At 59.6% G+C, this 21,357-nt stretch carries 13 protein-coding genes and 1 pseudogene; 8 read left to right on the top strand and 6 right to left on the bottom strand.

Annotated elements, in window-relative coordinates; translation table 11 throughout:
- Window positions 1–113 precede the first annotated feature (113 nt).
- On the top strand, window positions 114–2,192 hold the full coding sequence (locus tag ACVWXF_RS10065; RefSeq protein ID WP_457474308.1) for a cation:proton antiporter domain-containing protein: 2,079 nt from the start codon (window positions 114–116) through the stop codon (window positions 2,190–2,192).
- A gap of 179 nt (window positions 2,193–2,371) precedes the next feature.
- Window positions 2,372–4,564, top strand: coding sequence for a glycine--tRNA ligase subunit beta (glyS, locus tag ACVWXF_RS10070; protein WP_457474309.1), 2,193 nt, complete (start codon window positions 2,372–2,374; stop codon window positions 4,562–4,564).
- Between the two features lie 72 nt (window positions 4,565–4,636).
- Here the strand turns inward: glyS and ACVWXF_RS10075 are convergent, their stop codons facing one another.
- The 3 genes from ACVWXF_RS10075 to ACVWXF_RS10085 form a co-directional block, all read right to left on the bottom strand.
- Complete coding sequence (locus ACVWXF_RS10075; RefSeq protein ID WP_457474310.1) at window positions 4,637–5,560, bottom strand: fructosamine kinase family protein; 924 nt, start codon at window positions 5,558–5,560, stop codon at window positions 4,637–4,639.
- A 161-nt stretch (window positions 5,561–5,721) separates the two neighbouring features.
- Window positions 5,722–6,018 carry an IS630 transposase-related protein gene (locus tag ACVWXF_RS10080; RefSeq protein WP_414342861.1) on the bottom strand — a complete coding sequence of 99 codons (297 nt, stop codon included), beginning with the start codon at window positions 6,016–6,018 and terminating at the stop codon, window positions 5,722–5,724.
- A gap of 198 nt (window positions 6,019–6,216) precedes the next feature.
- Window positions 6,217–7,509, bottom strand: a complete 1,293-nt coding sequence (locus ACVWXF_RS10085; protein WP_457474311.1) for a D-alanyl-D-alanine carboxypeptidase — start codon at window positions 7,507–7,509, stop codon at window positions 6,217–6,219.
- A 629-nt stretch (window positions 7,510–8,138) separates the two neighbouring features.
- Here ACVWXF_RS10085 and ACVWXF_RS10090 point away from each other — a divergent pair.
- The 4 genes and pseudogenes from ACVWXF_RS10090 (at window position 8,139) to ACVWXF_RS10105 (ending at window position 12,012) form a co-directional block, all read left to right on the top strand.
- A complete protein-coding gene (locus tag ACVWXF_RS10090; RefSeq protein WP_457387589.1) occupies window positions 8,139–8,636 on the top strand; it encodes a MarR family winged helix-turn-helix transcriptional regulator in 498 nt (165 codons plus the stop codon).
- A 39-nt stretch (window positions 8,637–8,675) separates the two neighbouring features.
- Window positions 8,676–9,917: pseudogene (locus tag ACVWXF_RS10095) on the top strand (RNA-guided endonuclease InsQ/TnpB family protein).
- A 101-nt stretch (window positions 9,918–10,018) separates the two neighbouring features.
- The gene (locus ACVWXF_RS10100; RefSeq protein WP_457395919.1) at window positions 10,019–11,341 is read left to right on the top strand and encodes a dihydroorotase; all 1,323 of its coding nucleotides are present in this window, start codon (window positions 10,019–10,021) and stop codon (window positions 11,339–11,341) included.
- 269 nt (window positions 11,342–11,610) lie between these two features.
- Window positions 11,611–12,012: a SaoD/DsrE family protein gene (locus tag ACVWXF_RS10105; protein WP_457474312.1), complete on the top strand. Its 402-nt coding sequence runs from the start codon at window positions 11,611–11,613 to the stop codon at window positions 12,010–12,012.
- Between the two features lie 15 nt (window positions 12,013–12,027).
- On the opposite strand, the gene clpB is transcribed toward ACVWXF_RS10105, so the two are convergent.
- The 3 genes from clpB to phoU all read right to left on the bottom strand — a co-directional run bounded on the left by clpB (window position 12,028) and on the right by phoU (window position 17,864).
- Entirely contained in the window at window positions 12,028–14,670 is a 2,643-nt protein-coding gene (gene clpB / locus ACVWXF_RS10110) for an ATP-dependent chaperone ClpB (RefSeq protein ID WP_457474313.1), read from the bottom strand.
- A 199-nt stretch (window positions 14,671–14,869) separates the two neighbouring features.
- On the bottom strand, window positions 14,870–17,155 hold the full coding sequence (locus tag ACVWXF_RS10115; RefSeq protein WP_457474314.1) for a ribonuclease R family protein: 2,286 nt from the start codon (window positions 17,153–17,155) through the stop codon (window positions 14,870–14,872).
- Between the two features lie 67 nt (window positions 17,156–17,222).
- On the bottom strand, window positions 17,223–17,864 hold the full coding sequence (phoU, locus tag ACVWXF_RS10120; RefSeq protein ID WP_414357802.1) for a phosphate signaling complex protein PhoU: 642 nt from the start codon (window positions 17,862–17,864) through the stop codon (window positions 17,223–17,225).
- A 209-nt stretch (window positions 17,865–18,073) separates the two neighbouring features.
- Between phoU and ACVWXF_RS10125 the strand changes: the two genes are divergently transcribed.
- Entirely contained in the window at window positions 18,074–19,396 is a 1,323-nt protein-coding gene (locus ACVWXF_RS10125; RefSeq protein ID WP_457474315.1) for a four-carbon acid sugar kinase family protein, read from the top strand.
- Window positions 19,397–19,734: 338 nt separating this feature from the next.
- Window positions 19,735–21,261, top strand: coding sequence for an NAD(P)/FAD-dependent oxidoreductase (locus tag ACVWXF_RS10130; protein ID WP_457474316.1), 1,527 nt, complete (start codon window positions 19,735–19,737; stop codon window positions 21,259–21,261).
- The last annotated feature ends 96 nt before the right edge of the window (window positions 21,262–21,357 follow it).

Here is a 21,357-nt window from a genome sequence, read left to right on the forward strand (position 1 = left end):
GAAGGCCGGACAAAGTCTGTGGGGCATCGAGAGCTACTTGGATCTGGAGGGATCTGATAGACTCATGCGGGCGCTTTGCCGGGTTTGTTCATTAGCTGTCTGTCGGGTGATTTATGCTGGCTAACTGGCTGGAAATGTCGGGGATCCCTCTAGCCCTGATCGGCCCTGTTGAGAATCCGGTGCTGGTGTTTTTGATCATCCTGACCATCATGCTGGTGGCTCCCTTGCTATTTGAGCGGCTGCGCCTGCCGGGGATCATCGGGTTAATCTTGGCTGGGCTGGTGGTGGGGCCCTACGGCTTGGGCATCTTGCGGCGGGACGAGACCATCATCCTGCTGGGCACGGTGGGGCTGTTGTTTCTCATGTTCATGGCGGGGCTGGAGACCAGTCTGGAGGATTTAAAGCTCAACGCCGGCAAGGCCACCCTCTTCGGGGCGCTCACCTTTCTGTTGCCCATGCTCATCGGCACAGCAGCCATGTTGGCCATTGGGTATGGCTTTCTGGCGGCGGTGCTGGTGGCCTCTTGTTTTGCCTCTCACACCCTGATCGGCCTGCCGATCGTCTCCAAGTTGGGCCTGATGCGTCTGCAGACGGTAACGGCTACCTTGGGGGCCACCCTCATCACCAATGTCCTGGCTTTGTTGGTGCTGGCGGTGGTGGTGCGCGCCCACCAAGGGGAGCTGTCGCTGCGCTTTTGGCTGACGTTGATCCCTTCCATTGCCCTCTACACGTTTGCCACCCTGTGGGGGGTGCCTAAGCTGGGCAGTTGGTTCTTTCAACGCTTTGGTCACGACGAGGGAGCAGAGTTTACTTTCGTGATCGCCACTTTGTTTGTGGTGGCCTATGGAGCAGGGTTAATTGGCATTGAGCCGGTGGTGGGAGCCTTTCTGGCCGGGACGGCCATCACCCCTATCATCCCGCCTCTCAGCCCCCTGATGAACCGGATTCAGTTTATCGGCAACACCCTGTTTGTGCCTTTTTTCTTGATCTCGGTGGGGATGCTGATCAATCCCGGTATTCTCTTGGGGGAGCCGCGCACGCTGCTGGTGGGAGGGGTGATGATCGCAGCGGAGGTGGTGAGCAAGTTTCTGGCCGCTTGGATCCCGGCCCAACTGTTTGGCTGGCGCTTTGCCAGCACGATGATCATGTTCGGTTTGTCGATGGCTCAGGCGGCGGCTACCCTGGCGGCCATCACGGTGGCTTTTCAGGTGGAGTTGGTGGATGAGCTGACGGTGAACGGCACCATTGCCATGATCCTCGTGACCTGTGTTGCCTCGCCTTGGATTGTGGCCCGCTGGGGAGAGCAAATGCAGCCCACCGAGGTGGCCGCAGAGTCCACCGAATTGCCCAAGCCGGATTGGGGAGCTCGCGTCTTGGTGCCGGTGGCCAACCCGGATACCGAAAGCAACCTGCTGCAGTTGGCGTTGATTTTGGCCAAAAAAGATGGGGGAACGCTGCTGCCGCTGCATGTTTTGTCTGACCGCGCCGGGATCTCGCCGGCAGCCCTGGCCCGGCAGGAGCAGTTGCTGACTTTCGCAGAAGCTCTGGCCCACAGCGCCGTGACCCGAGTGGAGCCGATTCGGCGGGTGGATGACTCGGTGGAAAAAGGGATCATTCGCTCGGCGGCGGAACGGCAGGCAACCTTGGTGATCCTGGGCTGGAAGGGCTACTCCACCTATGCGGAGAACTTTTTCGGCAGCATCATTGACGCGGTGGTGCGGCAGGTGGGGATCCCAGTGTTGATCACGCGGTTTCCGGTACCCATCGAGACGGCGCGCCGCATCCTCTTGGTTGCACCGGAGCTGGAGGTCTCTCCCGGATCCCTGCAGCAGACCCTTGGGCTGGCGCAGACGCTGGCCGGCGAATTGAAAGCAGGTTTGCAGATCCTGCTGGTGCAAACCCGACCTGGGCGGGAACGCTCCCCAGCCTTGCCGGCAGAAAGCTATGCCCACTTGCCGGTTCAGCGGGTGCAGGGGGGGGTGGTGGCGGAAGTCTTTAAAGCGCTGCAGCCGGGAGATGTGTTGGTGTTGATTCCCAGTGAAACCGGCAACCGGTCGCGCCTGGGCCGAGAGCCGGAGACCATCGCCCGCAACCGACCCAGCCTTCCCATCATCGTGGCGCATTTGCCGCGGGATTCAGCTCATCCCTTGCGCCAAGGAGATGGGGTTCTGGCGGCCGCAGAGCCCACTTGACAGGGATAGCATTGGGGTGTTGTCTGGCGGACTGGAGCTCTTGTCTCAACGACGCCCCGGCTCCCCTGGTAAACTGGGATACCCCAGGTTCGGAGCAGTCGTGAGCCAGAAGGGAGGCCCAGAGCCATAGACTATGTTGATTGAGGAAGTGGGGATAGTGCCCTGCGGAGCACAGGAGTATGGTTGCCTATTTGCTAGAAGTCGGCTGTGAAGAGCTCCCAGCCAGTTTTGTGGATTCGGCTCTGGAGCAGTGGCGAACCGGGATCCCGGCCTCTTTGGCGGAGGCCCATTTGCAAGCGGAGCAGATGCAGCTTTTCGGTACGCCGCGCCGCCTGGCGGTTCTGTTGCAGGGGTTGCCCACCCAGCAGCCGGATCGCACTTTGGAGGTGAAGGGGCCGCCGGTTCAGGTCGCCTACCAAGATGGCCAGCTCACCCCTGCCGGGGAAAAATTTGCCCAAAAACAAGGGGTGGATCCCGGCAGCCTGGAAATCCGGCAAGTGGGCAAGGGATCCTTTGTGTTTGCGGTGCAGCGGGTGCGGGGCCGACCGACGGCAGCCGTGCTCCAGGAACTGGCACCCGCCTGGATTACCAACTTGAGTGGTGAACGGCTGATGCGCTGGGCCTGCGGGGATCTGAAGTTTCCGCGCCCCATCCGCTGGCTGGTCTCCCTTTGGGATGATCAGGTGCTGCCTTTGCTGCTGCCGACCCACGAGGACAATTCCATGCCGGGCTTGGTGGCGGGGCGGGTGAGCCGGGGGCACCGCGTTTTGGGATCCCAGCAGGTCACTCTGGAGCGGGCCGAGAGCTACGTTCAGCAAATGCAAGAGGCGGGGGTCAGCCCCGATCCAACAGCGCGAGAGGCATACATTCAGGCTGAGGTGACCAAGCTGGCCAGGCAAGTGAATGGGGAAGCCCAGATCCCTGCTCCTTTGCTGCGGGAGGTGGTGCACTTGGTGGAGTGGCCGACGGCGGTTTTGGGGCGCTTTGAGCCAGAGTTTTTGCACTTGCCCCCTGCGGTGATCGAGACGGTGATGATCACTCACCAGCGCTACTTCCCAGTACGGGATGGCCGGGATCCCCAGAAATTGCTGCCCTATTTCATCACCATTTCCAATGGCGACCCTGGGCAATCGGAGCGGATCGGGGCAGGCAACAGCCGGGTGGTACGGGCGCGCCTGTCGGATGCCCGCTTTTTCTACGAAGAGGATCGGCGGATCCCCTTGGCGCAGCGGGTGGAACGCCTGCAGGCGGTTACTTTTGCCGAAGGGCTGGGCTCCATGCGGGACAAGGTGGAGCGCATCCGCCACATCAGCCGCCTCATTGCCGCTGCCCTGAACTTGGATCCCCAGGAGCAGGCGCTGGTGGATCGCACGGCTTACCTGTGCAAAGCGGATCTGGTTACCCAAATGGTGTACGAATTCCCCGAGCTGCAGGGGATCATGGGAGCCGAGTATGCCCGCCACGACGGTGAGCCGGAGGCGGTAGCCGAGGGGATCGAGCAGCACTACTGGCCTTTGGGGGCGGGGGACGCTTTGCCCAATTCCTTGACCGGGCGGGTGGTGGGCTGGGCGGATCGCCTGGATACCTTGGTGGGCATGTTTCGCTTGGGGCGGATCCCCACCGGCTCCTCGGATCGCTTTGCCCTGCGGCGGGCCGCCAACAGCCTGGTGCTGGTTGCCTGGGATGCCGGCTGGACTTTTGACTTCAACTTGCTGTTGCAGAGCGTGGTGCAGGACTATGCCTTTGGCGATGTCCACACCTTGCGAGCCTTGCAGGAGTTTTTAGCCCAACGGATACAGACCCTTTTGCAGGAGGAAAAGCGGATTGATTACGACTTGGTCAGGGCCGTAGTGGGGGATCCCGAGTCGGTCAAAGCGGAGGATCCCCAGAAGGCCGAACTCACCTTGCGGGCCCTGGGCAACCTGCCCTTGACCCTGCTGCGGGCGGAGTACCTGCAACACCTGCGGGCCACCGGGGAATTGGCGGATCTCTATCCCACCCTCAATCGCTGTGCCCGCCTAGCAGCCCAAGGGGATTTGGACTACGGTGTAACAGATCCAGCAGCTGCCGTGGATCCCGACCAGTTGCAGGAGGCGGCAGAAAGGGAGTTGTACGAGGCTTGCCAGAAGGTCTATCGCCTGGGGGTGGAGCCAGCCCTTCAGGGAGACTTTGTCCCCTTGGTGGAAGCTCTGCAAGCAGCAGCCCCTCAGGTAGCTCAGTTTTTTGAAGCCGTTCTGGTGATGGATCCGGATCCTGGTCGGCGGGCCAACCGGCTTAATTTGCTGGGAGTATTGCGCAACCAGTCGCGCCTGTTGGGGGACATGGGGGCTGTGGTCATGGCAGGGGAGTCGTCGCCGGAGAAGACCTCCTAGCTGGCCAATCCAGACACGCTTGGAACCCTCACTCCCGGCCCCTCGGGAGCTTGGGAATGGACATGCAACCTATTATCCAAGGAAGCGCAGACATTGCCGCAAAGCCCGCTGCACCGAGCCTAGGTAGCCCTCTCCAAACAGGTTGAGATGGTTGAGCCAGTGGTAGAGCTGGTAGAGGGGCTTGCGGTGGGGATACCCCTCGTCCAAGGGGTAGGCCTGCTGATAAGCCCAATAGAACTCGGCTGGAAAGCCCCCAAACAATTCTGTCATCGCCAGATCTGTCTCCCGATCCCCGTAGTAGGTGGCCGGATCGAAAATCACCGGGGATCCATCGGGCAAGGCCCCGTAGTTGCCGCCCCACAGATCTCCATGCAACAGAGCGGGTTCTGGCCTGTAATCCTGAAAAAAAGCTTCTAGCTCCGCCATCACCCGCTCTGCGTGAGCCACCCACTCACCCCGGTAGCCTCGCTGACAAGCCAGCCTGACCTGGTAGAGCAGCCGTTGATCCCGGTAGAAGTCCAGCCAGCTCTGCCGCCAACTGTTGATCTGCGGCGTGGAGCCGATGGTGTTGTCGCGCTCCCAACCGTAGCTGCCGTTGGGGGATAGGGTGCGGTGCAACTGGGCCAACTGGGATCCCAATAAACCCGCAGTCTGCGGACGGGGCGAGGTTAGCTCCAGGTATTCCAGCACCAAGTAGGCCTGCTCTCCTACGGATCCCCAGATGATGGGCTGGGGCACGCGAATGGCCTGGGCAGCCGCTAGGGTTTGCAAGCCCGCAGCTTCCGCTGCAAACATCTCCAGCGCCCTTTCTCCCCCACGGGCCAATTTGACGAAGTAGTCTTTTACCCCTTCTGCAAGAGGGCTTTGGGAAGCGCAGGAAAACCGATAGGTGGCGTTGATGCTGCCCCCGCCCACAGAACGATACTGTAGGGGCTGGATGGGATCCCCTGTTGCTTCTGAAAGGTGCTGGGCGATGGTCTGCCAAAGAGTTTGCATCAGCAGCAAAAGTCAATTGTCGGAGAAAAACAGGTACTTATGGTCATTTCGGGTAGTCATTTCAGGTTAGGGTGAGACGCCTGAGCCATTGCCTGGGCCATTGAGAAAAGCCCTATGGCCCCGTGCATTCAAAGTTTTAGGTGTGGGCGCAGTCTCCTGGTTTAATTGAAATGACCATAACTCTTTTTTTGTGCTACTTTCACCTTCTCATTCTCAAGAGCACAGTCAATAGCGCGAGGACTCCGTCCCGCTGGCAGGACGGGTTGGACGCCAGACCGGGCTCTATCCTTCAGTCGAGCTTCTGGGTACTGGTCTCCGTCTTGCTGCAGGGCAGCCGAGTCTATCTTGCGCTTGCGGGTCTTGACTTTTGTCGGCCTCAGGTCTTCTCGGTTCAGCCAGCGATAAACTGTTGCACGACTAACCTTGTTCATCCGTGCAACTGCTCCCTTCCTGGACATACCCTATGACTCTCTCTCAGGTCTAAGCTTCCTCCTGAGGTCTACCTCCATGCCTTCTTAGCTGCAGGGCCGTCTCATTCTTAAATGAATTGACCCTGTTCCTAACCTGTGGGGCTCTGGGGTCTTGAGCTTCCGCCTCCTATGGGGAAAGTGGGGGGGAGAGCTGTATCTCAAATTAAGTTCGAATTGAGGTCAGCATTAGCGGCGGAGAGGCTCAGAAGTGGCCACCACATCCTGCAGAAACTGATCCTGTTGCTGGCGCAAAATGCCCAGGTCAGGACCTTGGTTGAGCAGGATAAAGCGGGTGCCATCCGGCAATTGCCCCATCATCATCAGCCGATCCGCAGCGGATCCCACCTGAGCAGCCGTGCCTGGGGGCAAGGTGCGCGCCCGCAGGGTGCTGTGGCCAGTGCCCGCTCTGGGCAAGATCCGAGTCGGATCCCCATCTGTGAAATCTACCAGGTGTTCCCAGAGATGAGCTAGAGCGCGGGGGGAAAGGTACAGCGCTCGCCCTCTTTGCCCCAGGCGAATGTCTTGCTCGGCGGGGGCCATTTGGGAATCCAGGCGGGAAATGGGCTGAGCCGCCAACCGCTGCCGCAGGTACTCCAGCAGGGCTGTTTCGCCCCCCAGTTGCGCCAACAGGGCTTCTGCCATGGCTCGGTCGTTGCTGCCATTGAGGATCTGCAACAGGGATCCCAGCCGTAGCGAGGTGTAGCTGGCCAGGCAGTGGGCGTCCGCGGGGAGGGCTGTTAGGACTGACACCGAGCCGCGAATGACAACCGGATGGGGTTGTTGAGTATTGCTGAGGAGTTCTGCCAAACGCTGAGCGCCGCCCAAAGGATCGGGTTGGCCCAGCAAACGGAAGGGGGGCAACACCTTCACATCCCCGTCGATCTGGCGAATGTTGAGGCTATGCAAATGACGGGCCAGCTCTGCCACATTCGCTTCCGTGAAATAGGGATCCCCGCCACCCACCAGGATCAAATCTCCCGTCAAGCGATGGCCCAACCGATGGCCTGTGGTGTAGAAGCGGGTCTCAAAGCGATGCTCGTAACCCCAAGTCTCCAGGGCCATCAAGCTGATGGCCAACTGATCCAAGGCTCCCACCGGCAAAGGTCGATCCAGCCCATGCTCCGCCAACAGCTCCCCTTCCGGCGTCCAGAGCAGGATCCCCTGTTGAGAGAGCGCTCCCCCTTGGGCCGCCAATCCTTGCAAAAAGCCGGACAAGACCGAAGCGTAAGGAGAATCTTCCCACTGCGGCGATTGGGCGCGGGGCCACCAAGGGGGAAGGCCCGGAGTCCCACTTGGGGAAGGCAGCGGCGGCGGTGGAGTGGGGATGGGGGGGAAGGGATTCTGAGTCAATGTGGGAGACTCGACTTCAGCACCTGTGGGGTTGCTCCAGCAGGCCCCCAAGGCCAAAGCACCAGCTAACGGGATCCCTGCCCAGAGGAGACGACGATGGGGGCGCAACCCCTGTGGGATAAGCGGCATGATGACCTCACAAAGACACTTGCAAAGGACAACGGGCTGGCAAAAGACTTGACGCTACTCTAGTGCCATCCGAACTGCCTTGGCAAATCTCTGTGCCAGCCTTTTCCAGCGTTATCGACTCCGGCCAAGGCAAGCCCATCTTTTGCTTGTCAGGGATCCCAGTCGGCTGTGACGTAAACTACCCGACACCAACCGCTAGGCGGTACGGAGGGGGCTTTTAGTAGCCCTGCAGTTAGCAAGCCAAGCACGAGCCTCTGGGGTGGTTTACAGCACCCCCAATCGACCGTTACCAGTGCCTTAAACAACCGTTTCTGGTGTCCGCAGTATTATTATAGCATTCCTCCCGACACCGACCCTACGGGTACAGTGCGGGGCTCCTGCAATTTCTAGCTGATGGGTAGCCAAAAAATGTTGTATGGCCTGATGGATATCTTTATGGATATCTTTTGCAACTGTAATGGCCGCAGATCGTCTGTTGGCTGTGCAAGGGCTAGGCCGTACTGCAGATCACACAACCTTCTCGGCAAACCGTAAGCTCCTTCTCTCCTTCTCCTCAGTAAAAGATAAAATAGGGCGATTTAGATTCCGAGCATTCCAGGCCGCCGATGGGAAACAGTCAAACCGGGGAGATGGTTCAATCGGAAAAGCAGGCTTTCCTGGAACGGTGGCATGACATTCTCGCCCCCAACTCCCTGGGCTACCGCATTCGGCTGTTGTCTCAATTGGTGCGGCGGAAGTTGCAGTCTCATTTGGAGCCTTTTGGCCTGACCATCTCCCATTGGGTGGTGCTCTGCTGCCTTTGGGAAGAAGACGGGATCCCTACTTCCACTATTTGTGAGCGCTTGCAGCAGTTGGGGGGCACCATGACCGGGGTGTTGGATGGCATGGAAAAACGGGAGCTGATCCGGCGGCAGCGAGATCCTGAGGATCGGCGGATTTGGCGGGTCTACCTCACACCTGCAGGGGAGGAGCTGAAAGACGTTTTACCCCCTCTGATTTGGCAGTTGCGGGAGCAAACCTACGGCTGTCTCAGCCCAGAAGAACAGGCAACCCTCTCGCGGTTGGTGGATCGGCTGATCGCCCATCTGTCAGCTAGAAATCGCAGGAGCCCCGCACTGTACCCGTAGGGTCAGTGTCGGGAGGAATGCGGAAGTTATGATAGAACCATGACCCAAGTCCTGACCGTCTCCTGCAAGCTCAAGGTGTCCCAGTCGCAAGCCGCAAAGTTGGATGCGACAATGGATGCCTTTGTGCAGGCGTTGAACTGGGTCAACCAAAACACACCAGAAAAAGTAGTCAACGCAGTCAAACTCCAGTCCCTTTGCTATTACCAGATTCGCGCTCGGTTTGGCTTGTCCAGTAACTTGGCCCAGCAGGTCTGCAGGCGGCTGGCCGGCGCCCGTAAAGTTGCCCAACAGAAAAACCGCCCCGTCAAAGCGTTCAAGGGTGGCTTCGCTACCTACGACGCTCGTATCTTTTCGTTCCGCGAGAAAGACTGGACGGTGTCGCTGACCACGGTGGAGGGTCGAGAGCGCTTTGAGCTGGCGATTGGCCGCTACCAGAGAGAACGGCTGGCGGGCTCCAATCCCAAATCTGCCACTCTGGTCAAGCGTAAAGACGGCTCCTAATCTATTCAAATCTGTGTGGAAACGGAGCCATCCCCACCGCAACGCACGGGCAGAGTGCTGGGCGTGGATTTGGGAAGGACGGATATTGCTCATACATCGGAAGGAGATAACTGGAATGGACAGCAGTTGAACAAAGTCCGAGACCATCACTCGCGGTTGAGGGCGGCACTCCAACGTAAAGCCAGTAAGGGCACCCGCAGTTCGCGGCGCAGATGCAGAGAACTGTTGCAACGGCTGTCTGGCAAGGAAAGACGCTTTCAGTCGCGTCAGCGTTGCGTAGCAAAAACGTGGGTCAATCATCGCATCTCCAAAGCTATTGTCTCTAGGGCAAAGGCGACAAACAGCGCTATTGCTCTGGAAGACTTGACAGGGATAAGGACTCCGTCCCGCTGGCGCGATCGGGAAAGGGTCAATCAACAGCCACGCAGCAAAGCCGAACGGCGCAGGGCCAACAGTTGGGCGTTCTACCAGCTGAGGCAGTTTCTGGAATACAAGGCTCTGCGTGCAGGGGTTGCTCTGATTCTTGTTCCGCCTGCCTACACGTCGCAGACCTGCCACCGGTGTTTGCACATTCATCCCGACCCTGCGCAATCCTACCGCAGTGGAAAGAAGTTTAAGTGTGGACACTGTGGATGGGAAGGGGATGCGGATTTGAATGGTGCGAATGTGATTGCGCTCTTGGGGGCTGCCGTAAACCAGCCTAGAGGTTCGGGCCTGTTTTGTTCTCTGGTAGGGCAGAGCAGGCTCAGGGCTACTGAAAGCCCGCTCCGTACCGCTTAGCGGTCGGAGCCGGGTAGTTTACTGGATCCAGATGCGGCTGTGCTGGCGGAGCCAAGTCAATAGTCTTTATCTTGAGAGCGCCTTTGGGGGAGGGCGGAGCTTTGTCTGGAGATTTGCTGATCCGAAATGCTGAGCTGCTGGTGCCGGAAGGGGATCCCTGGCGGGGGGATGTGCTGGTGCGGGAGGGGCGCATTGCCCAAATCGGCCAAAACCTCTCGCCAGAAGGGGTGGCCAAGGTCATCGACGCCGAGGGCCATACCTTGATGCCGGGGGTTATCGATCCCCAAGTTCACTTTCGCGAGCCTGGCCGCGAGCACAAAGAAGACCTGCAGACGGGATCCTGGGCCTGTGCCCGGGGCGGGGTGACCAGCTTTTTGGAGATGCCCAACACCGACCCGCTGACGATTGACCAAGCGACGCTGGATGACAAGTTGGCCCGTGCAGGCAGCAAGTGTGTGGTCAATTACGGCTTTTTCATCGGGGCCACTGCCGATAACTTAGAAGAGTTGCAAACGGTGCAGGGAGCCTGTGGCATCAAAATCTTCATGGGATCCATGCATGGGCCCCTGTTGGTGGATGATCAGGCGGCGCTGGAGCGGATTTTCGGGGAAACGGATCCCAACTTTTTAATTGCCGTCCATGCCGAAGATCTGTCTCGCATCAAAGCCCGTAAGGCCCTGTTTGCCGGACGCACAGATGTAGCCGTTCACTCGCAAATTCAGGACGAGGAATCGGCCCTGATCGCCTCACGGCGGGCTTTGGACTTGGCCACCCGCTACCGCCATCGGCTGCACATTTTGCACCTCTCCACCGGCCTAGAGGTGGAACTGCTGCGCCAGCACAAGCCGGCCTGGGTGACGGCAGAAGTGACCCCTCAGCACCTGCTGCTCAGCACCGCCGATTACGCCCGGCTGGGATCCCTGGCCCAGATGAACCCCCCCCTGCGGGATCCCGCTAACCTGGCCCAACTGTGGCAGGGGCTGCAGGACGGGATCCTGGATTGCATTGCCACCGACCATGCCCCTCATACTTTGGAAGAAAAGGCTCAGCCCTATCCCCACTCCCCCTCGGGTATGCCGGGAGTAGAGACGGCCTTGCCCCTGATGTTGACGGCAGCCCAGCAGGGGCGTTGTACGCTGGCGCAGGTGGTGCGGTGGATGTGTGAGGCGCCGGCCCGCCTCTACGGGATCCCCAACAAAGGGCGGCTGCAGGTGGGCTACGACGCCGACCTGGTGCTGGTGGATCGCCACACACCCAAACCGGTGCGGCGGGAAGAGCTGCTGACCAAATGCGGCTGGAGTCCCTTCGAGGGCTGGGAATTGGTGGGCTGGCCCCTAGTCACGATCGTGGGCGGACAGATTGCCTTTCAAAACGGCCAGGTGGATCCCTCGGTGCGGGGAAAGGCTCTTCAGTTTCAGCGCTAGCCAGGGATCCCTGCTATCCCGCAAGGGCTTCCGATAGCAGCAGGACAGAAGTGGCGCAGTAGCCTATCCTAGCTTCCCTCTCCCTTTGTGGGAGAGAAGCCAGGCCTGAGGGCGGGATGGCGCAAAAGCCTCAGGAACGGTCTCAGGCTGGTTTGCCGATCACCACACACCTCGGCCTGCTGGGTCCGGCAACTCTGGCCCAGAAACTCGTGTTACTCTGAAAATGATAATTACTGATAATCAAAATTGAAAACAGCAAGGAGGGCCTCATGAAAGTTGCCTACGTGTTCACCCATCCCCGCTGCGGCACCTACAAATTGGGCCAGATGATCCTGCCCCAGCTAGAAGCAGGGGTGCATGGAGTGCAGGTGGTGGGCATGTTCTTTTTCGACGACAACTGCTTTGTTTTGCGGCAGGGGGATCCCATTGGCGAGCGCTTGGCCAAAGTTGCCCAAGAGCAAAACATCCTGCTGATGATGTGTGACATGTGCGCTCTGGAGCGCAACCTGGCGGAAGGGGAACCCAAGTGGTGCGACGCCCAGGGACGTGGGCGCAAGGAGCCGGGCTACTGCGTTCCTAAAAACGTGGTCAAAGGCGTGCAGGTGGGCTGCTTCCCCGACCTCTACGAGGCCTTGAAAGACAACCCACCTGACCAAGTGATTACGCTTTGACGGAAGGACCCCGACTTAGCTGACGGCCACAGCCGCCGGCGGCTCTTGGCTGGGCTGAGAGCCGATCTTGCGGAAGATCAACCGCTCGTTGGCTACATCCACCAAAATGCGGTCGCCGGGCAGGAACTCGTTTTCCAGCAGCTTGGTGGCAATGGGATTTTCGATCTCCCGCTGGATCACCCGCTTCAGGGGACGGGCCCCGAACACTGGGTCGTAGCCCACCTCTGCCAGGTAGTCCTTGGCTTCTTCGGTGAGCAGGATCTCGATTTGCTGATCTGCCAGCAGCTTTTCCACCCGCTGCATTTGCAGGCCGACAATCTGGCGAATTTGCTCTTTGGTGAGGGCGTGGAAGATGATCAGCTCGTCCACCCGGTTGAGGAACTCCGGTCGGAAGTGGTGCCGCAGCATGGCCAGCACCTGAGTTTTCATCTCCTCGTAGCGGCTTTCATCGGCCCCAATTTCCAGGATGAGGTCGCTGCCGATGTTGCTGGTCATGATGATGATGGTGTTTTTGAAGTCCACTGTCCGCCCTTGGGAGTCGGTGATGCGGCCATCGTCCAGCACCTGCAGCAGGATGTTGAAGACATCCGGGTGGGCTTTTTCCACCTCGTCAAACAGCACCACCGAGTAGGGGCGTCGCCGCACCGCCTCGGAGAGCTGCCCGCCTTCTTCGTAGCCCACGTAGCCTGGAGGAGCTCCGATTAGACGAGAGACCGAGTGCTTCTCCATGTACTCGGACATGTCGATGCGCACCATCGCCTCGGAGCTGTCGAAGAGGAACTCCGCCAAGGCGCGGGCTAGCTCGGTTTTGCCGACGCCAGTGGGGCCCATGAACAGGAACGAGCCAATGGGCCGATTGGGATCCTTCATGCCGGCCCGGGCGCGCCGAATGGCTGCCGCTACGGCGGCTACCGCCTCGTCTTGGCCCACCACCCGCTGGTGCAAATGGGCTTCCAGGCGCAGCAGCTTCTGCTTTTCCGACTCCATCAGGCTGGTGACTGGGATCCCAGTCCAGCGGGAGACGATCTCAGCGATATCTTCAGGAGTCACTTGCTCCCGCAGCAGCGGCTCGCCGTTGGTCTGCAGCTTGGCCAGGTGAGCCTCCTGCTCTTGGATTTGCCGCTCCAATTCCATCAGCTTGCCGTACTTGAGCTCGGCAGCGCGGTTGAGGTCATATTTTTGTTCAGCCTGTTCGATTTGAAGCTTGACGGCGTCCCGCTCGGCTTTAAGGCTTTGCAGGCGTTCGATAGCCTCTTTTTCAAATTGCCAGCGAGCATTCAACTCCCGTTGTCGCTCCGTCAGGTTGGCCAGCTCCTGCTCAATTTTGCTGAGGCGATCTCTAGAGGCAGCATCATCTTCTTTTTTCAGGGAGAGCTCCTCCATCTGCAGTTGCATGATGCGCCGGTCGATCTCGTCCAGCTCGACGGGCTTGGAGGTGATCTCCATCTTCAGCTTGGCCGCCGCCTCGTCCACCAGGTCGATGGCTTTGTCGGGCAGGAAGCGCTCGGAGATGTAGCGGTTGGAGAGCACCGCTGCCGCCACCAAGGCGGAGTCGCTGATTTTGACCCCATGGTGCAGCTCGTAGCGCTCTTTGAGGCCGCGCAGGATGGAGATGGTATCTTCCACCGAAGGCTGATCCACGTACACCGGCTGAAAGCGGCGTTCTAGGGCCGCATCTTTTTCGATGTGCTTGCGGTATTCATCCAGGGTGGTGGCGCCGATACAGCGCAACTCGCCCCGCGCCAGCATGGGTTTGAGCAAGTTGCCGGCATCCATGGCCCCTTCGCCGGCCCCGGCGCCGACAACGGTGTGCAACTCGTCGATGAAGAGGATGATCTGGCCTTCGGATTCAGTGACCTCTTTGAGCACAGCTTTGAGGCGGTCTTCAAATTCCCCGCGGTACTTGGCCCCGGCAATGAGAGCGCCCATGTCCAGAGCAATGACTCGCCGGTTTTTCAGAGACTCCGGCACATCTCCCCGGTTGATGCGCTGGGCTAGGCCCTCCACAATGGCTGTTTTCCCCACGCCGGGTTCGCCGATGAGGACGGGGTTGTTTTTGGTGCGGCGGGAGAGCACCTGAATGACGCGGCGGATCTCGTCATCTCGCCCGATCACCGGGTCCAGCTTCCCTTCGCGGGCCGCCTGGGTGAGATCGCGGCCATAGCGCTCCAGGGCTTCGTAGCGGGATTCGGGGTTTTTGTCGGTGACCCGCTGTTTGCCTCGCACCTCTTTGATGACCGGTTTGAGGCGCTCTACCGTCAGGCCCAGGGGTGCCAAGACCCGCTTGCCCACCCGCTCATCTTGCAGGGATCCCAAAAACAAGTGCTCCACCGAGATGAAATCATCGCCGTACTCTTTGCGAAACTCCTCGGCCCGATCCAGGGTGGTTTCCAGGCCGCGACCCAAGTAGAGCTGATCCACCCGCGCCAACTTGGGCTGCTGGTTGATGAAGCTTTCCACTTTATCCCGCACCAGCCTCGGATCGATACCTGCCCGTTGCAGGAGGGTTTGGGTGAGCCCCCCCTCTTGATCCAGAAGGGAGATCAGCAAATGCTCGGTTTCCAACTGTTGCTGCTGGTGCCGCCGGGCCACATCTTGGGACTGGACAATGGCGCTCCAAGCTTTTTCGGTAAATTGGTTGGGATTGGTGGGCTGCATAGAAGTTCGGCAGAGCTTTGCTACTCAGTATAGGAAGGCAATACAGACACAGGGAGCACCCTGGACTCTTTCGGGGCAGTAGAGCTGGGTGCCGGAAGCTCCGGTAGGATCTTCCTGATCTAGGTATCGCCTATTTTGCCAGAGCCAGAGTTCGCAACAACCGTCCTCTCCAGCTGCGATCCATGGAGGGATCCCCGCCTTATTCTTCTTCTTCGTAGGGACGGCCTTCCCCGATTACCGCCAGGTCAATTTGTTGGCGGTAGTAATCCACGTTCTTAATCTGCACCTCCACCCGATCCCCCAGGCGAAACTGGCGCCGACTCTTGCGTCCCACCAGCGCCTGCTGACGGCTGCGGTACTCGTACCAATCGTTTTTCAGGGTGCTGACCCGCACCAAGCCTTCCGCCAAGATGGGATCCACCTGGACAAAAAAGCCGTAGTTCTGGACACCGATGATTAGGCCGGGGAACACCTCTCCCAGGTGCTTTTGCATGAACTCAGAGCGCTTCAGGCCCATCAGCTCCCGCTCCGCCTGCTGCCGGATCCGGTACCCCTCCTGAATTTTGGGCAGTTGCGCCTGGAGAAACGCCTGCCATTCCTCCTGCACCTTGGGCGGCAACACCTGCCAGTCGATTTGGCCGTAGCCGCTGGGGCCGTGCAGATCCACCACGGTTTTGGAGCGAGGGCTGCGGCGATCGCGTCCTTTGCTCAGGGCCAGGTGCAGAGCACGCAAATTGAGCAAGTCGGCATAGCGGCGCAAGGGGGCCGTAAAGGTGGCGTAGGGTTCTTTGAGGCCCAACCCAAAATGGCCCAGGTGTTCTTCCAGAGGCTGGAGACGATACTCGACCGGGGGCAAGGTGGCCAGCATCTGCGCCACCAAGGCCGGGCTCGCGCCAGAGGCCAACACATCGGGAGCGGTGATGCGGGCACAAATCCGCTGCCAGTCCGCCAGGGTTACGACAGCGGGATCTTGCAAATTCAGATCCAGCTTCATGGCATTGGCCAGGCGCAAAAAGCTCTGCAGGGCCTCGGCGGCAGGGGCAGGCTGCACGCGGGCCAAAGAAGGGATCCCCAACTGGCGCAAATGGTGGCCCAGGATTTGGTTGGCCAGCAGGAGAATTTCCGTCATCAGGGCATGGGCGCCGAGGCGATCGCTGATCAAGAGGGGGCCGTAGCCGCTTTCATCGGCAGAGTGGGGAGTGAGCAAATCCAACAGGGGCAGGTCAAATCCCCCCGCCTGGTGACGTTTGGCCCGCAGGATCTGGCTAAGGTGCAGCAGGTTTTGCAGCAGGGCCATCAACTCCGGCACTTCTTCGTCGGGGCCCAAGTCGGCGGTGGTGGCCAAAAGAGCCTGCACCTGACCATAGGACAGGTGAGCCCGCGATTGCACCAGGCTGGGGTAAATCTCGAAGTTTTGTACCACCCCTTCTGGGTCGAGGGTCACTAGCAGCGAATAGGCCAAGCGCTCCTGCTGTGGCAACAGAGCCAGGCGGTTGTGCACCTCCGGCGGAAAGAGAGGCAGCACCATCGTATCGAGGTAGACGGTGGCCGTCCGCTGCTGAGCTTCTTGTTCCAAGGGGTGGTCGGGATCCAGCCAGTGGGCTACGTCGGCAATGTGGATCCCCAGCAGCCAGTGGTCATTCTCTTGCCGCTGCAAGGAAACAGCCACGTTGGGTTCCAAGCCGTGGGGATGCTGCAGATCCAAAGGCTCCAAAGTGATGCAAAACCAGTCGCGCAGATCGCGGCGGCCCTTTTGGTCAGAGCGGCTGAGCTTTTTGGGCAGAGCTGCTGCTGCCTCCAACACCGGGGCGGGAAACTCCTGCGGTAGGTCGTACTTGCAACAGACCAAATCTGCATCGATGGAGGCTTCTGGGCCGTCGCCCAAGATTTTGCGAATGGTTCCGGTTGGGGGTAGATCCCCCAGCGGGTAGCGATCCACCTCCACATAGGCCACCCGCCCCTCTGCCAGCTCGACAGGGGATCCCTCCGTCAGGGCCAGCTCGAACAGCAGCCGGTCATCCAAGGGCACCACCCGAAAACCCTGTTCCGTCTGTTTGAGGCGACCCACCAGGGCAGAATTGGCCCGCTCCACAACGGCCACCACCTCTCCCTCAGGGCTGCGGCGACGGTTGCCATCTTTGGTGACCCGCGCCAACACCTGATCCCCATTCCAAGCGCCGCTGAGGTTGCTGCTGTGGATGTACACATCCTCCACCCCCGGCTCGTCCCGAATGGCGAAGCAGAAGCCTTTGCTGGAACAGCGCAAACGCCCCACCACCAAAGATTCGTCCGGCTTGCGCCGATAACGGGGTGGATCCCCTAGTCGTTCCAGAAACCCGGCCCGCACCAGGCCATCGAGGGCAATCTCCAGCATTTCCGGCGCTTCTGGGTCGGGGGACTGCAAGAGGGCAAGAAGAGTATCTTTGTCGGTCAATTGCTCGGGAGGCTGAGAGAGAAAATGCTGAAAAATTCGAGAGAAGTCCATTTTGGGTATTGGCAAAAGAGAAGAGAAGAAGAGGGGTTAAGACATCGCAAGACCCAACCCGTTGGCGTTAGTCACGCTGGCCGGTGACAATGAAGGCAACCCGCTGGCCGATGTTGGTGCTGTGGTCGGCCAGACGCTCCAGGTAACGGATCGCCAGCAACATCAATAGAATAGGCTCGACCGATCCGCGAATGTCAGACTGCTGCGCCAACGTATTGTAAAGGTTAGTGTAATCTTCATCAACGGCGTCGTCTTCCCGCTTCAGTTGTCGGCCCAGGTCAGCATCCAATTCCGTCAGGGCCACCAGGCTGTGGCTGAGCATTTTCTGGCAGCGCTGCATCATCACCTGAATACGACCCAGCTCCGGGGGCGGCGGGTACATGACCAAGCGCAGGGCCACTTCGGCCAAATCTTTGGCGTAGTCGCCAATCCGCTCCAGATCGCGTACCAGTTGCATCAGGGTACTGATCCAGCGCAGATCCCGCGCCACCGGGGAGCGCAAGGCAATCAAATTAATACAGTCTTTCTCGATTTGACGATAAAAACGGTCAATTTGCTTGTCTTGGGCGATCACCTGTTCGGCGGCGGCCAAGTTCTGTTCAAACAGGGCCTGCTGGGCCAAGACCACCGACTTTTCCACCAGCGCCCCCATGCGCAGCACGTCCTGCTGTACCCGTTTGATGTGAAGTTGCAGCTCGGCTTGCCCCATGGCTTTCTCCCATGAATGTGGGCAGGGGGGAAATGTCTGCAGTCGTTTTGGATTCAACAGAGCCAGTTGATCTCAATCATGGCAAACTTCGCCTGGAATAGGGGCAGGGAAGATGGCCAACTTGGGGGAAGATGAAAATAGCGGTTGCCCTTTGAGGGGGATTCGTCTGTCTGGAGTTCTCGGGTTGCTTTGTCGATTGAGACGGTCTCATGGCTCTCCCCCCTATCGTTGTGTTGGACGATGATCCCACCGGATCCCAAACCGTTCACAGTTGCTTGCTCCTCACCCGCTGGGATCCGGAGACCTTGAAGCTGGGGTTGCAGGATCGTTCGCCGATTCGCTTCATCCTCACCAATACTCGGGCTTTGCCCCCGGCGAAGGCAGCGGAGGTGACGCGGTCGGTATGTGGGGCGTTGAAGGAGGTGATGGCGGAGCTGGGATGTGAGCAGGCTATTTTCGTCAGCCGCTCCGACTCGACGCTGCGGGGGCATTACCCCCTGGAAACGGATGTGATGGCAGCAGAGCTGGGGCCTTTTGATGCCCATTTTCTGGTGCCGGCCTTTTTTGAGGGAGGGCGCATCACCCGCAACAGTGTCCACTACCTACGGGTGGGGGAGCGCTGGGTGCCGGTGCATGAGACGGAGTTTGCTCGGGATGCGGTGTTTGGCTACCACCACAGCTATTTGCCGGACTATGTGCAGGAGAAAACCCAGGGGCGGATCCGGGCTGAGCAGGTGGAGCGATTGACCCTAGAGCAGATTCGCGCCGGCTGTCTGGAGCGGCTTTTGAGTCTGGAGGGGAATGTCTGCTGTGTGGTGGATGGAGAAACCCAGGCGGATCTGGATCGCTTTGCCCAGGATGTTTGGGCGGCTATAGAGCAGGGGAAGCGCTTTTTGTTCCGCAGCGCCGCCAGCCTCTTGACGGCTCTGGCCCAGTTGCCGCCACAGCCGGTTCTGCCAGAGCAGATGGGGCGGTTTGTCCGCTCAGATCGGCCAGGGGTGGTGATTGTGGGATCCCATGTGCAAAAGTCCAGCCAGCAGTTGGCCCGCCTTCTGCAGGAGCCTGAAACCCAAGGCATCGAGGTGGAGGTGAGGCGACTATTGGATCCCGACGCGGAGCTGCTGCCAGGGATCCTGGCCCAAGTTCACAGCGCCTATGAGCAGGGTCTGACGCCGGTGGTCTACACCAGCCGGGAGGAACTGACGTTCGAAAAGGACGCCGTAGAAAGGCGCCTGGCTTTTGGACAGAAGGTTTCGCGGTTGTTGATGGGCGTGGTGCAGGGGTTGCCGCCGGGAATTGGCTACCTCATCAGCAAGGGTGGCATCACCTCCAACGACACCCTCAGCACTGGCCTCGACTTGCCGGCAGTGCGTTTGCTGGGGCAAATTTACCCAGGGATCTCGATGGTGATCACCCCGTCCGATCATCCCCGCTTTCCCAACCTGCCGGTGGTGTTGTTTCCGGGCAATGTCGGCGAGGCGGATACGCTGCTTTTGCTCCACCGTCGCCTCAAAAGTCGGGGCTTGATTTAGGGTGAAGAGGATGGTCTTGTGGGTTCCTGATACATTTACGCTGAACACTGCTGAACATCACTGTTCAACTATGCAGCGATAGCATTCTGTTTGTTTCCATTCGCGTTAGCGGGACGGAGTCCAAACAGAATGGCGGTATCCCGCAAAGCTTTGAGTAGAATACCCAAAGCGCAGTTTCCGTGTCGTCTTACTACCAATTTTCTGCTTTGCTTTGGCTACCATGTTGGCAGACTCGAAAGTAAACAGAAAGATCAACTGGTAGTAATCCGTACTGAACATATTATACATTATTTTCAGTATAGTTGAGCTTATTATTGACTAGAGTCATGCTCCTGCCGATGGCTGAAGTTGTCCCCCCGCCGGAAGCCTTGCCCGCCTCGGATGCCTGGTGGGGATCCCTGCGGCAGAGGCGGAGGGAGTTACCGCCGACAGTCGTGCAGCAGGCTTCCCAGAGCTTGGGCAGCTGGGAGGTGGATGTTGTCATTGCCGGTGGCACCCTGGGGATCTTCTTGGCAGCGGCTTTGGCCAAGCGGGGCTGGCGGGCGATCCTGCTGGAGCGCGGGATCCTGCGGGGGCGGGAGCAGGAGTGGAACACCTCACACCAGGAGCTGCAGGTGTTGTTAGAGCTGGAGCTGCTTACCCCGCCCGAGTGGGAGGCAGTCCAGGTTACCCACTACCCGAGGGGGCGGATTGGCTTTGGGGAGGGCCCCCACTGGTGGGTGGAGGGAGTGCTGAATGTGGGCGTGGATCCAGTCAGCCTCCTGGAGTTCCTCAAGCAGCATTTCCTGGCCTGGGGGGGCCAAGTGTGGGAGCAGACTGCCTTTCAAAGTGCCACCGTTCACCCCGATGGGATCTGCCTCCAGACCACCAAGGGACAGATCCGTGCTCAACTGCTGGTGGATGCCATGGGGCACCGCTCGCCCATCGCGGCCCAGGCTCGCCAAGGGCAGCCGCCAGATAGCGTCTGTCTGGTGGTGGGATCCTGTGCCCAGGGGCTGCCCGACCAACCCAGCGGGGATCTCTTCTACAGCTTTACCCCGGCCCAGAATGGCTACCAGCCCTTTTGGGAAGCCTTCCCCGCCCGCGATGGGCGCACCACCTATCTTTTTACCTACTGCGACCGGGATCTCCGGCGGCCTAGTCTAGAGCAGCTCTGGCGGGATTACTGCCGGCTGCTGCCAGCCTACCAGGGGGTGGAGCTGGCCCAGATCCGCTGGGTGCGCAAGCTATGTGGCGTTTTCCCCGCCTACCGCCGCAGCCCGCTGCAACTGCCCTGGGATCGCCTATTGGCGGTGGGGGATAGCAGTGGCAGCCAGTCGCCTCTAAGCTTTGGCGGCTTTGGCGCCATGTTGCGCCACCTGGATCGCCTACAGCAGGGGATCCACGAGGCCCTGGCGCAACGGCAGTTGAACCAGGCAGCCCTGGCCCTGCTGCAACCCTACCAGCCCAACTTGGCCGTGACCTGGCTATTTCAGAAGGCCATGATTCCCCCTCTGCAGAACAAAAGTTGGGATCCCAATAGCATTAACCGCCTGTTGAGCAGGGTGTTTGCGGCCATGGTTGCCGCTGGCCCTCAGGTGGTGCAGCCCTTTTTGCAGGATGTGGTGCAGTTTGGCGGCTTGGCCCAGGCCCTGTGGGGGGTGACGCGTCGGGATCCCAGCTTGGTAGCCAGACTTTTGCCTCGGTTGGGGTTGCCGGAGCTGGTGGCATGGGCGGGCCACTTTGGCGCCCTTGGCCTCTACGAGCTGCTGCAAAGGCTAACAGATCGCCCGGAGCCGGAAACCAACCCCCAGGACTACTTCTGGAAGCGGCGCCGCGAGGCTTGGCGCTACGGCTGCGGTCAAGATTACAAGTTATTTCCATAGTGATACAGCCTGTTAAGGGCTCAAGGGGTACAATAGCAGCACTTAGCAAACCAACTTCGGAAGGAGGATGGATTGATCAGTAGTAAAGAAGTCTTC

It is taken from the genome of Thermostichus sp. MS-CIW-40 (assembly GCF_054058315.1).